Here is a 13112-nt window from a genome sequence, read left to right as displayed (position 1 = left end):
CCCAGACCCTCACCACCACACCCCCCGCCAACCCCGCCGACCCCCTCTCCGCCCAGACCACCACCACCGAACTCGACCCCCTCCGCGGCCAGCCCACCGCCACCGTCGACACCAACGGCAAGCGGACGGTCATGGCGTACGACGCGCTGGGCCGGTCCACCAAGGTCTGGCTGCCGGACCGCCGGACCACCACCCTGCTCCCCAACTACCAGTTCGACTACTTCATCGAAGAGGGCAAGCCGGCCGCCGTCGCCACCCGCACCCTCAACCCGGAAGGCGGCAGCCAGACCACCTCGTACACCCTCTACGACGGCTACCTGCGCGCCCGCCAGACCCAGGCCCCCGGCCCCGACGCCGGCCGGCTGATCAGCGACACCTTCTACGACGCCCGCGGCCTGGTCACCAAGACGTTCGCGCCGTACTACAGCCCCGGCGCGCCGGCCCGGGACATCTTCAAGCCCGCCGACGCCCTCAGCGTGGAGACCCAGACCTGGAAGACCTACGACGGCCTGGGCCGCGAGACCGAGTCCCGCGACGTCGCCGGCAACGGTGAGGGCGGCAAGGTCCTCGCCGTCACCAGCACCACCTACGGCGGCGACCGCACCACCGTCGTCCCGCCCGAGGGTGCCACCGCCGCCACCACCGTCATCGACGCCCGCGGCCGGACCACCCAGCTCCTCCAGCACCGCACCCGCGCCGCTGACGCACCGGCCGACACCACCCGCTACACCTACACCCCGACCGGCAAACTCGCCGAGGTCACGGATCCGGCCGGCAACAGCTGGCGCTACACCTACGACCAGCGCGGCAACCAGATCCAGGCCAGCGACCCCGACAAGGGCGTCCTGAAGAGCACGTACGACGACCGCAACCAGGTGACCACCACCGAGGACGCCAACGGCGCCGTGCTGGCCACCGTCTACGACGGCCTCGGCCGCAAGACCGAACTCCACGACAAGGCCGCCGACGGCCCGCTGCGCGCCAAGTGGGTCTACGACACCGTCGCCAAATCCAAGGGCCAGCTCGCCGAATCCACCCGCTACATCGACGGCCAGCCCTACACCACCAAGATCACCCAGTACGACCCGGTCTACCGTCCCCAGCGCACCTCCGTCGTCATCCCCGACACCGAAGGCAAACTCGCCGGCACCTACCAGGCCAGCCAGTCCTACTTCTCGAACGGCCTGCCCATGGCCCGGAGCATGTCCCAGACAGGCAGCCTCCTCGGCAAGGGCTGGAACTACTCCTACGCCAACGGCACCCTCCGGTTGACCTCGATCTTCGGCGACGGCATCCGCTCCGACGCCACCTACAACCTCACCGGTCAGCCGCTGACCTACCGGATCGGCACCAGCACCGGCAAACCCACCCAGATCACCAACACCTATGAGTGGGGCACCCGGCGCGTGTCCAACTCCCGCGTGGACCGCCAGGACGTCGCCGGCGTCGACAAGTCGGCCACCTACACCTACGACCCCGCCGGCAACATCAAGGCCATCTCGGACGTCTCGCGCTCCGGCACCGACACCCAGTGCTTCACCTACGACTACCTGCGGCGCGTGACCGAAGCCTGGACCCAGTCCGAGAAGACCTGCGCCACCGCCCCCGCCGGCAACCTCGTCTCCGGCCCGGCCCCGTACTGGCAGTCCTACGGCTACGACCTCGCCGGCAACCGCACCACCCTCACCCGGCACGACCCCGCCGGCGACGCCGCCAAGGACACCAAGAGCACCTACACCTACCCCAAGCCCGGCACGCCCCAGCCCCACACCCTCACCGCCGTTGACACCACCGCCCCCACCGGCACCAGCACCTCCTCCTACACCTACGACCCCACCGGCAACACCGCCACCCGCACCCTCCACGGCGACAAGCAGACCCTCACCTGGGACGCCGAAGGCCACCTGACCAAGGTCACCGAACCCGCCGGCGACAAGGGCACCAAAACCACCGCCTACGTCTACGACGCCGACGGCAACCGCCTCATCACCCGCACCGACACCAAAACCATCCTCACCCTCGGCGACCACACCGAAGTCACCCTCGACAAGGGCTCCGACACCCCCAAGGCCACCCGCTACATCCCCCTCGGCGGCGGCAACCAGGCCGTCCTGTCCGACGACGGCACCTACACCCTCACCCTCGCCGACCACCAGAACACCGGCCAACTCGCCGTCAACCCCGCCACCGGGGCCCTCACCCAGCGCCGCACCCTCCCCTTCGGCGGCCCCCGCGGCACCCAGCCCTCCGCCTGGCCCGGCACCAAGGGCTTCGTCGGCGGCACCGACGACACCGCCGACACCGGCCTCACCCACCTCGGCGCCCGCGAATACGACCCCGAAACCGGCCGCTTCCTCTCCGTCGACCCCCTCATGGACCTGACGGACCCCCAGCAAATCAACGGCTACACCTACAGCAACAACAACCCGATCACTTTCAGCGACCCCACCGGCCTGATGAATGCCATCAACAACGGAGGCACCGGCTGCGATCCGGTCACCTGCCCGTGGGTGTACTGGGGCCCGAGCGAGGAAAGGCAGGCATACCTTGACGCTCTGGCGGACAGCTACCCCGCGAAATTCGGTCACTACCGACAGCACCCCAAGGCCGCAGTGCTCCCCGGCCTCAACATTGACGCGACCTGGGACCGTGCCGACGAGTTCACCAACCGCGTCTACGACCGGGCCACCGAGCAGAAGCTCTTCTACCAGGGCATGTTCAACATCGACCCGTCCGAGCCGAGCATTCGGTGGACTCTGGCAGGGCTCAGGATGACCGTCTGCGCGGAGATGAAGAAGCACTGCCAGCAAAGCCTCACGGAGTTGATGGCGAACATGATGGCTGGGGGCGCGCTCGCGGGTGGCGGTGGCGAGGGCCCCGGCGGGCGGCTCGGACTCCGCGGGTCCGGACGAAAAGCATCCCCCTGTCACAGCTTCCTCCCCGACACCGAAGTCGCCCTCGCCAACGGCGAGCGCAAGCGCATCGAAGACGTCAAAACCGGCGACAAGGTCATAGCCACCGACCCCGAAACCGGGAAAACCACGACCCGCCCCGTCGTCGCCACCATCGTCACCAAGGACGACAAACACTTCACCGATCTCACCGTCACCACCCCCTCCGGCGCCTCCAGCATCATCGCCACCGACACCCACCCCTTCTGGTCCGTCGACCAGAAGAAGTGGATCAACGCCGGCGACCTCCACCCGAACACCGAACTCCGCACCCCCCAAGGCACCACGGTCAAGATCACCGCGGTCCGCCACTTCAAAAAGCAGCAACAAACCCACGACCTGACCATCGCGGGGACGCACACGTACTATGTGCTGGCGGGGCAGACGTCGGTCCTGGTTCACAACAGCAACGGATGTGTGAACTGGGCCTCCAACAGCGTTAAAACGTGGGGTCATACATTCAAGACTCATGGTGCCGGAGCGAAGAACACGAAGGCTCTGACCGATCGCGCTCGTAGCACCAGGAATCAGCAAGGACAATGGCTGGACAATGACGCCGCTGCGGAGTTCTTGAAGGGACTCCATGTCGAAGGAGCCGGGCCCAGGTCGGTGCGCATTCCGGACGGGTTGGGGCAGGTGATTATGCCGGATGGGAGTATCGTCCAAGCGCGGGTAGCTACCATCGTTCCGAGTCCGAATGGGCTGTACAAAACAGGATTCCCGATAATTGGCCCGAACTAGGAGGCTGGAGAGATGAGCTTCTCTGTGTCGTTCAATCCGGCCGTGCCGTCTGATGCTGTGGCTCCTGCTTCAGTGAGTCTGGAGGCGGGTGACGGTTACGAAACCCTGGTCATCGAGGCGTGTAGCGCTCTCTTTGACGCTGGAGGCAGCAGGTTCCACATTGGCGGCTTCGGGAGTGATGAGTGGCCGCTCGATGTCGCGTATGACTTGTCTGTCTTCATGGAGCAGCTCCCATCGCTTCTGGCGGGTGTGCGCGACCGTCGCGAAGTCGAGGTGGACCTCTACTCGCAAGGTGTCGAGAGGACTTTGACTTTCCGCCCAAGCGGGGATCTCGTGATGATTCACTGCGATTCGCGGACCAATTGGGTTCCAAACCCAGAGCGCGAGAGCATTGCGCAGAGTGAGCTAGTCGCGATGCTCTCGAAATTGGCCGAAGACTTCGCCAGAGGGTTGAAGGCGATCAATTCCGAACTGTCGGAGGTTGCGCCATTCGAACGTTGGCTGGAGGGTGAGGTGTAGCCTCGCTGCCCCATCCCGCAACCCTCACGCTGGATAGCAGCAGCAAAGTTGAAGCCCCGTCAGGTGGGTCCTGGCGGGGCTTCTGCATGGGGTGACGGCAGTAGTTGACGGCAACGTCAGTGGACGGTGGCTCCGCACAGCGGCGGGTCGTCGCCGTTGTCGCGGGTCGACTCGTCGCTGACAGGACCGTTAAGGGCGGTGCTGAGGGTGTCGATGGCGTCGCGCTGGAGGCGGAGCCGGACGTGGGTGTAGACGGTGGCGGTGACGCCGATGTGGGCGTGGCCGAGGCGTTCCTTGATCACGACGAGTTCGACGCCCTGTTCCAGGAGCACGGTTGCGGTCTAGTGCCGGAGGTCATGGAAGCGGATGCGGCGGAGGCCGGCCTTGCGGAGGAGCGTGGGGAAGGCACGGGTGAGGTTGGTCGGTCGATCGATCCGTCCTGCGCAGGGGTGAACACGTGCTCGCCGTGCTGCCACGCGGTGCCTGCTGCCTTGCGCTCGCTGCTGCTGTTCGTGGTGGAGCTTCAGCGACTGGACACAGCGGGCGGGGAGGGCGATGCGGCACTCGGAGGCCCGGGTCTTGGTGGGCGACGTGGTGAATCCGCCCCTGCTGGTGCGCTGCACGGTGCGGCGGGTGGCGGCAGCACCAGCGTTGAGGTCGAGGTCGTCCCAGTGCGAGCCGAGGAGTTCGCCCTTGCGGAATCCGGTGTGAAGCGCGAGTTCGAACAGCGCGTGCAGCCGGTGACCGTGCACGATGGTGAGGAACTGGCGGGCTTCGTCGGCGGTGAGGGGTCCGAAGCGCCGTGGCAGGTGGTGCGGAGATGGTTGAGCCAGGTGTGGACGTCCTTCGCGGTGGGCTTGGTGAGCTTCTTCTTGCCCAGTCCGGGGATGAGGTAGCGGTTGCCGCAGGCGGTGCAGCGAGTGTGGGTGTTCCTGCGCACGTGATGGACGGCGACGTTCTGCAGCCAGCACGTCAGGTACGCGGCCACGCTGACCTGCGCGGACGAGGCGGGGAGGCCGGGGTTGCTGGCGGCGATCTACCCGGTGAGCTTGGCCAGGGCTTCCTTGCGGGTGGTGCCATAGACGCGGATGCGCTTGCGGGTGTTGCAGGGGGCGAGGACGCATCCGGCGGCTTCGCAGCGGTCGTCCTTGAGCCGGTAGACGGTTCAGTCGCGTTGGCGCGCACGGCAGGGGCGGGGCCTGTTCGGTGCCGCCGCACTCGGTGCATGATCGCCAACTATGGACATCAGGGCGGTAGGCGGCCGTGATGCCAGGGAGAGCCTCCGACTTTCGGGCGGGGTGTTTCGTAGGGATCGCGGGGGCCAAGCTGCCTTGATGGGGCCCGGCGTGACGCTGTGTTGGCGCAGCACAGTGGGTGGTGTTTGCGGGCGACTTGTGGGGGCGTCAGGCGTATTGCAGGTAGCGCTTGCGTACTTTGCGGAATGTTCGTAGGGGTTTTTGCCAGGTGGTGGTGATGGTGTCGGGGTCGGCGCCGGCGGTGATGAGGGTGCGGATGGTGGGGGTGCCGGTCAGGTGGTCGAAGTGGGCGGGGAGCCAGGTGAAGGACGGGTAGAGGCGGCGGGCGGTGGTGAGGAGGGCGATGCCGGTGCGGACGGGGTCGAAGGCGGTGCGGTCGTGGATGTGGAGTTGGAGGCCGCCGATGGTCTTGCCCTGGAACTTGGAGAAGGTGGGGGCGAAGTACGCCTCGCGGAAGTGGACGCCGGGGAGGGCGAGTTCTGTCATCGCCTCGGACCAGCGGCGGTCGAGGCCGTCGGCGCCGAGGAGTTCGAAGGGGCGGGTGGTGCCGCGGCCCTCGGAGAGGTTGGTGCCTTCGAAGAGGCAGGTGCCGGCGTAGACCAGGGCGGTGTCGGGGGTGGGCATGTTGGGGCTGGGTGGGACCCAGGGCAGGCCGGTCTCGTCGAAGAAGTCGGTGCGGTGCCAGCCGGTCATGCGCACTGTTTCGAGGTGGACCGGGCGTCCGGCTGTGGTCGGGACGAACTCGCCGTTGAAGAGGAGGGCCAGTTCGGCCACTGTCATGCCGTGGGTCTGGGCGATCGGTTCCCGGCCGATGAAGGAGGCGTAGCGCCGGTCGAGGACGGGGCCGGCCGGGGCGCGGCCGGTGACCGGGTTGGGGCGGTCCAGCACCACGAAGCGTTTGCCGGCCAGGGCGGCCGCGACCATGCAGTCGTAGAGCGTCCAGATGTAGGTGTAGAAGCGGGCGCCGACGTCCTGGATGTCGAAGAGGATGGTGTCGATGTCGGCGGTGGTGAAGATGGTTTGGAGTTCGCGCGGGGTCTTGTCGTAGGTGTCGTAGACGGGGAGGCCGGTGGCCGGATCGTCGTAGCGGCCCTCGGAGCCGCCGGCCTGGGCGGTGCCGCGGAAGCCGTGCTCGGGGCCGAAGACGGCGGTGAGGCGGACGCGGGGATCGGCGTGCATGACGTCGACGATGTGCCGGACGTCGTGGGTGACGCCGGTGGGGTTGGTGACGATGCCAACGCGCTCGCCGTCGAGGAGGCGGTAGCCGTCGGAGGATAGGTGGTCGAAGCCGGTGTGTACGCGGCGGTGGGCGGTGGGGTGGGGTGGGGTGGTGCTCGCCGTGGGGCCGGTCCCGGTGGCCCTGTCGGGCTCAGCGGCCGCGGCGGCCCGGGCGGGCGCCGTACCCGCGGTGGCTGCCGCCGCGGCCGCGCCGGTCGCCGCCAGCCGTCCCAGCAGAACACGTCTCGACAGAGCCATGCGCGCACCTCCGTGATCGGCCGGTGACCGGTCGGCGATCGGTCGGCGACCGGATGGGTCCCGCTGCGCACGCTAACGCTCCCGGGGGTGGTGCGGAACGCATCCGGCGGCCTTCTCGTCTCCGCGTCATGGACGTACGTCACGGGTGGGGCGAGTCGCCCCTCGTCACGGGCGTACGCCACGGGCGCGGCGGCGGGCCGCCCCCTCGTCACGTACGAACGCCTGGGCGCGGCGGGCCGACCCCAGACACGTACGCCCCCGACCGCCCCCGCCCTCTGACGCAAACCACCCCTTCCGCCCGCACATACCGACTGGTTAGTCTGCCCCCCTGCGCACACGCCGGCGACAGTGGGACGACCGAGGGAGACACAGCGTGGCAGCCGTACGGGACAAGGCCGTTGTCGTGACCGGAGCGGGCGGGGGGATCGGGGCGGCGCTGGCCCGCCGGTTCGCCGCGGAGGGGGCCCGGGTCGCGGTCAACGACCTGGACGAGGGCAAGGCCCGCAAGACGGCGGAGGAGATCGGGGCGGTGGTGGTGCCGGGTGACGCCTCGGGGATCGTCGGCGCGGCGCGCGAGGCGCTCGGCGGGGCCATCGACATCTTCTGCGCCAACGCCGGCGTCGGCACCGGCGGCGGGCCCGACGCCCCTGAGGACGACTGGGCCCTGGCCTGGGACGTCAACGTCATGGCGCACGTCCGGGCGGCCCGCGAGCTGGTGCCGGAGTGGCTGGCGCGCGGCGGCGGCCGCTTCGTCTCCACCGTCTCCGCCGCCGGTCTGCTCACCATGGTCGCCGCCGCCCCCTACAGCGTCACGAAGCACGCCGCCTACGCCTTCGCCGAATGGCTCTCCCTGACGTACCGCCACCGCGGCATCGACGTCCACGCCATCTGCCCCCAGGGCGTACGCACCGACATGCTCGCGTCCACCGGGATCGCCGGCGACCTCGTCCTGACGCCGACCGCCATCGAACCGGACGCCGTCGCCGACGCGCTCTTCGCCGCCATGGACGAGGGCCGCTTCCTTGTCCTGCCGCACCCGGAGGTGGCCGGCTACTACACCGCCCGCGCCACCGATCCCGATCACTGGCTGACCGCGATGAACCACCTCCAGGGCAAGCTGGAGGAACTCCAGGGGGAGGCCCGGTGACCACCTACCAGGACAAGCCGTGGCTGGCCCAGCTCACCGACGCCCAGCGCGCCCCCGTCCAGCCGCCGCCCTCCCCGCTGCACGCCTTCCGGGCCGCCGCCCGCCGCGTCCCCGACCGCACCGCCCTCGCCTACTTCGACGGCCGGCTCTCCTACGCCGAGGCGGACACGCTCTCCGACGGCCTCGCCGGACACCTCGCCGCCCGCGGCTTCCGGCCCGGCGACCGGGCCGTGGTCATGCTCCAGAACACCCCCCACTACGTGCTCGCCGCGCTCGCCGTCTGGAAGGCCGGCGGTATCGTCGTGCCCGTCAACCCCATGTACAAGGCGGCCGAGACCCGGCACATCCTCGACGACGCCGAGGCCACCGCCGTGCTCTGCGCCGACCGCACCTGGGCCGGCTTCCTGCGCGCCACCGCCGCCGACGCGCCCTCCGTACGGATCGCCGTCACCGCCGACGAGCACGGCCTGCAGACCCGCGGCGACCCCCGCGTCCTGCGCGGCGCGCCCGCCGGCCCGCAGGACGGCGCCGACGACCTGCTCACCGCCGCCCGCTGCGGCGCACCGGCCCCCGCCGCCCCCGAACCGGCCGCCACCGACCTCGCGCTCATCAGCTACACCTCCGGCACCTCCGGCACCCCCAAGGGCGCCACCAACACCCACGGCAACATCTCCTACAATGCCGAACGCCAGCGCACCGGCCTCCAGTTCCCGGACGGCGCCGGATACTTCGCGCTCGCCCCGCTCTTCCACATCACCGGCATGGTCTGCGAACTCGCCGCCTGCTTCGCGAGCGCCGGCACCCTCTCGCTCGCCTACCGCTTCGACGCCGGCACCGTCCTGGACGCCTTCCGCGAACACCGCCCCGCCTACACCGTCGGCCCCGCCACCGCCTACATGGCCCTGCTCGCCCACCCCGACGCCACCCCGGACCACTTCACCTCCTTCCGCGCCCTGCACTCCGGCGGCGCGCCCCTGCCGCCCGCGCTGGTGGAGAAGTTCCGCACCGCCTTCGGCCCGTACATCCACAACGGCTACGGCCTGACCGAGTGCACCGCGCCCTGCGCCAGCGTCCCGCCCGGGAAGGAGGCGCCGGTCGACAAGGTCTCCGGCACCCTCGCGGTCGGCCTGCCAGGACCGGACACCGTGGTGCGGATCGTGGACGAGGCCGGCCGCGACGTGCCGTTCGGCGAGCAGGGCGAGATCGCCGTGCGCGGCCCGCAGGTCGTCCCCGGCTACTGGCGCCGCCCCGACGCCACCGCCGAGGCGATACCGGACGGCGAACTGCGCACCGGCGACATCGGCTTCATGGACCGCGACGGCTGGCTGTACGTCGTGGACCGCAAGAAGGACATGATCAACGCGTCCGGCTTCAAGGTGTGGCCGCGCGAGGTCGAGGACGTGCTCTACACCCATCCCGCGGTCCGCGAGGCCGCCGTCGTCGGCGTGCCCGACGCCTACCGGGGGGAGACCGTCAAGGCGTACGTCAGCCTGCGTCCCGGCGCGTCCCCCGACCCCGCCGAACTCGCCGCCTACTGCAAGGAGCGCCTCGCCGCGTACAAATACCCCCGGGTGGTGGAGATCCTGCCGGAGCTTCCCAAGACCACGAGTGGCAAGATCCTCCGTCGGGAGCTGCGCGGACGCGCATGAGGACGCGCGGCCCGCGCGCGGGACCGCAGGCAGGACCGCAGGCGGGACCGCACGCAGGCACGGAACACGAGGAACGGGTGAACGGGTGAGGGCGATGGCCGGCATCAGGGACGGCAACGGCAACGGCACGGCGAAGCCCGTCGCGCAGCGGCTGCTGGCCACCGCGACCAGGCTCTTCGCGGAACGCGGCTACGACCGCACCTCCGTCCAGGAGATCGTGGACGCCGCGGGGGTCACCAAGGGCGCCCTGTACCACTACTTCGGATCCAAGGAGGATCTGCTCCACGAGGTCTACGGGCGGGTGCTGCGGCTCCAGCAGGAGCGGCTGGACCACTTCGCGGACGCCGACGCGCCGGTGGAGCGGCGGCTGCGGGACGCCGCCGCGGACGTCGTGGTCACCACCATCGAGAACCTCGACGACACCAAGATCTTCTTCCGGTCGATGCACCACCTCAGCCCGGAGAAGGACAAGCAGGTACGGGCCGAACGCCGGCGCTACCACGAGCGGTTCCGGGCGCTGATCGAGGAAGGCCAGCGCAGCGGCGTGTTCACCGCGGACGTGCCCGCCGACCTCGTCGTCGACTACCACTTCGGCTCGGTCCACCACCTCGGTACGTGGTACCGCGAGGACGGCCCGCTCAGCCCGCAGCAGGTCGCCGACCACTTGGCGGGGCTGCTGCTGCGGGCTTTGCGGCCGTAGCGGCTGTGGCGGGGGGAATATCCCCGTCTCGTGTGTCGTTGTGGCCCCGCAGGGGGGCCTCGCGACCCCTACGGGAACCGTTCGACCCCGCCCTAGGGGCCCCGCCCCGGCCGTACGGTGGCCCCGCCCCGGACCCCTACGGGGCCCCGCCCCCGGCCCGTAAGGGATCCCGCCCCGGCCCGTAGGGGTCTCACCCCCGGCCCGTACGGGACCCCGCCCTCGCCCCGTACGGGACCCCAACGCCCCCCTACGCCTCCGACCGATACCGCTTCAACTCCCGCCGCGCCAGCGACCGCTGGTGCACCTCGTCCGGGCCGTCCGCCAGGCGGAGCGTACGGGCCGCGGCCCACAGTTCGGCCAGCGGGAAGTCCTGGCTGACGCCGCCCGCCCCGTGCAGCTGCACCGCCTTGTCGAGGATGTCCACCACCGTCCGCGGCGTCGCGATCTTGATGGCCTGGATCTCGGTGTGCGCCCCCTTGTTGCCGACGGTGTCCATCAGCCACGCGGTCTTCAGCACCAGCAGCCGCAGCTGCTCCACCGCCACCCGGGCGTCCGCGATCCACTCCTGGACCACGCCCTGCCCGGCCAGCGGTTTGCCGAACGCCGTACGGGCCACCGCCCGCCGGCACATCAGCTCGATCGCCCGCTCGGCCATCCCGATCAGCCGCATGCAGTGGTGGATCCGCCCCGGCCCCAGCCGCGCCTGCGCGATCGCGAAGCCGCCGCCCTCCTCGCCGATCAGATTCCCCACCGGCACCCGCACGTCCTCGAAGACCACCTCCGCGTGCCCGCCGTGGTGGTGGTCCTCGTACCCGTACACCCGCATGGCGCGGCGCACCGTGAGCCCGGGGGTGTCGCGCGGCACCAGCACCATCGACTGCTGGCGGCGGAGGTCCGGGCCGTCCGGGTCGGTCTTGCCCATGACGATGAAGATCTGGCACAGCGGGTTCATCGCGCCGGAGATGTACCACTTGCGGCCGTTGATGACGTACTCGTCGCCGTCCCGTTCGATCCGGGTCTCGATATTGGTGGCGTCCGACGACGCCACGTCCGGCTCGGTCATCGCGAACGCCGACCGGATCTCCCCGGCCAGCAGCGGTTCCAGCCACCGCTTGCGCTGCTCCGCGTCGCCGAACTGCGCCAGCACCTCCATGTTGCCGGTGTCCGGCGCCGCGCAGTTCAGCGCGGTGGGCGCCAACTGCGGGCTGCGGCCGGTGAGTTCGGCCAACGGCGCGTACTGGAGGTTGGTCAGCCCGGCACCGTACTCCGCGTCCGGCAGGAAGAGGTTCCACAGCCCCTGCCGCCGCGCCTCGGCCTTCAGCTCCTCCACCACCGGCGGGGTGTCCCACGGCGACGCGAGCGCGGCCCGCTGCTCCTCCGCCACCTGCTCGGCCGGATAGACGTGCTCGGTCAGGAACGCCGAGAGCCGCGCGCGGAGTTCCTCGGTACGGGCGTCGAATGCGAAGTCCATCGGAGCGTCAGCCTTCCTTGAGGGTGGTCAGTCCGCGGTCGATGAAGACCGGTACCAGCTCACCGATCCGGTCGAAGCCCGCGCCGACGGTCTGCCCGAGCGTGTAGCGGTAGTGGATGCCTTCGAGGATCACCGCGAGTTTGAACCACGCGAACGCGGTGTACCAGGCGATCCCCGACACATCGCGCCCGGAGCGCTCGGCGTAGCGCGCGATCAGCTCGTCCGGGCCGGGGTGCCCCGGCGCGCCGCTGGTGGTGCTGACCGGCGACTCGGGCAGCCCCAGGTCGGTGCAGTACATCGCCAGCAGCCCGAGGTCGGTCAGCGGGTCGCCGAGCGTGGACATCTCCCAGTCCAGTACGGCGGTGAGGGTGTCGCCGGCGCCGACCAGGACGTTGTCCAGCCGGTAGTCGCCGTGGACGACGGCGGGCGCGCCGGAGGCGGGCAGCGCCCGGCCCAAAGCCTCGTGGAGCGCGTCGATACCGGGCAGTTCGCGGTTCTTCGACGCCGCCAACTGCTTGCCCCAGCGCCGCAGTTGGCGCTCCAGGAAGCCGTCCGGGCGCCCGAAGTCGCCCAGTCCGACCGCCTCCGGATCCACCGCGTGCAGCGCCACCAGCGTGTCCACCAGCGACAGCACCACCGCCCGGGTCCGCTCCGGCCCCAGGGGCGCCAGCTGCTCCACCGTGCGGTACGGGGTCCCGGCCACCAGCTCCATCACGTAGAACGGCGCGCCGAGGACCGTCTCGTCCTCGCACAGCAGCAGCGCCTCCGGCACCGGCACCGCCGTCCCGTGCAGCGCGCTGATCACCCGGTGCTCGCGCCCCATGTCGTGCGCGGTGGCCAGGACGTGGCCCAGCGGCGGGCGGCGGACGACCCAGGAGGCGGTGCCGTCGGTGACGCGGTAGGTGAGGTTGGACCGCCCGCCCTCGATCAGCTGGGCGCGCAGCGGCCCGGAGACCAGGCCCGGCCGCTCCCGGTCGAGGTGCGCCCGCAGGCGCTCCGGGTCCAGGCCGGGGGGCGCCTCCCCGGTGGCCGGCGGGGGTGGGGTGCCGTTGCTCATCGTGCTCCTCCGTGCGGAGTGGACGGTGGTCGGGTCGTCGGGTGGTCGGGCGGTCGGACGGCCGGGGGGCCGGCGGGCCCGTGCGCCTGATCATGCCGACTAGTCGGTATGGAGTCCAGTGGTTGGGGGGTGGAGTGGGGGTGGG

The 13112-nt window shown here is 70.4% G+C and carries 10 protein-coding genes and 1 pseudogene; 5 read left to right on the top strand and 6 right to left on the bottom strand.

Annotated features, from left to right (window positions below):
* A partial coding sequence (locus tag ADL22_RS05655) for a polymorphic toxin-type HINT domain-containing protein (RefSeq protein ID WP_267890144.1) occupies positions 1-3692 on the top strand: 3692 nt, incomplete at its 5' end.
* Between the two features lie 12 nt (positions 3693-3704).
* Positions 3705-4211, top strand: a complete 507-nt coding sequence (locus tag ADL22_RS05650; RefSeq protein ID WP_159048581.1) for a hypothetical protein — start codon at positions 3705-3707, stop codon at positions 4209-4211.
* A 116-nt stretch (positions 4212-4327) separates the two neighbouring features.
* Here the strand turns inward: ADL22_RS05650 and ADL22_RS35970 are convergent, their stop codons facing one another.
* The 4 genes and pseudogenes from ADL22_RS35970 to ADL22_RS05635 form a co-directional block, all read right to left on the bottom strand.
* The gene (locus ADL22_RS35970; RefSeq protein WP_234430554.1) at positions 4328-4543 is read right to left on the bottom strand and encodes a hypothetical protein; all 216 of its coding nucleotides are present in this window, start codon (positions 4541-4543) and stop codon (positions 4328-4330) included.
* A gap of 9 nt (positions 4544-4552) precedes the next feature.
* A complete protein-coding gene (locus ADL22_RS35965; protein WP_234430553.1) occupies positions 4553-4963 on the bottom strand; it encodes a tyrosine-type recombinase/integrase in 411 nt (136 codons plus the stop codon).
* A 125-nt stretch (positions 4964-5088) separates the two neighbouring features.
* A pseudogene (locus ADL22_RS35960) lies at positions 5089-5151 on the bottom strand (hypothetical protein); the annotation flags it as partial.
* A gap of 463 nt (positions 5152-5614) precedes the next feature.
* Positions 5615-6943 carry an exo-beta-N-acetylmuramidase NamZ domain-containing protein gene (locus ADL22_RS05635; RefSeq protein ID WP_066974300.1) on the bottom strand — a complete coding sequence of 443 codons (1329 nt, stop codon included), beginning with the start codon at positions 6941-6943 and terminating at the stop codon, positions 5615-5617.
* 373 nt (positions 6944-7316) lie between these two features.
* Between ADL22_RS05635 and ADL22_RS05630 the strand changes: the two genes are divergently transcribed.
* The 3 genes from ADL22_RS05630 (at position 7317) to ADL22_RS05620 (ending at position 10439) form a co-directional block, all read left to right on the top strand.
* Complete coding sequence (locus ADL22_RS05630; protein ID WP_066974299.1) at positions 7317-8090, top strand: SDR family oxidoreductase; 774 nt, start codon at positions 7317-7319, stop codon at positions 8088-8090.
* The gene (locus ADL22_RS05625; RefSeq protein WP_066974298.1) at positions 8087-9739 is read left to right on the top strand and encodes a class I adenylate-forming enzyme family protein; all 1653 of its coding nucleotides are present in this window, start codon (positions 8087-8089) and stop codon (positions 9737-9739) included. Before ADL22_RS05630 ends, ADL22_RS05625 begins: the two co-directional genes overlap by 4 nt.
* A gap of 94 nt (positions 9740-9833) precedes the next feature.
* Positions 9834-10439: a TetR/AcrR family transcriptional regulator gene (locus tag ADL22_RS05620; RefSeq protein ID WP_066974297.1), complete on the top strand. Its 606-nt coding sequence runs from the start codon at positions 9834-9836 to the stop codon at positions 10437-10439.
* Positions 10440-10686: 247 nt separating this feature from the next.
* Here ADL22_RS05620 and ADL22_RS05615 read toward each other — a convergent pair whose 3' ends face one another.
* Positions 10687-11910: an acyl-CoA dehydrogenase family protein gene (locus ADL22_RS05615; RefSeq protein WP_066974296.1), complete on the bottom strand. Its 1224-nt coding sequence runs from the start codon at positions 11908-11910 to the stop codon at positions 10687-10689.
* A 7-nt stretch (positions 11911-11917) separates the two neighbouring features.
* A complete protein-coding gene (locus ADL22_RS05610) occupies positions 11918-12967 on the bottom strand; it encodes a phosphotransferase family protein (RefSeq protein ID WP_066974295.1) in 1050 nt (349 codons plus the stop codon).
* Between the last annotated feature and the right edge of the window lie 145 nt (positions 12968-13112).

Source organism: Streptomyces sp. NRRL F-4489 (genome assembly GCF_001509485.1).
GTDB lineage: Bacteria > Actinomycetota > Actinomycetes > Streptomycetales > Streptomycetaceae > Streptomyces.
The sequence above is the reverse complement of the archived record's forward strand: the minus strand, read 5'-3'. Positions and strand labels throughout refer to the sequence as shown.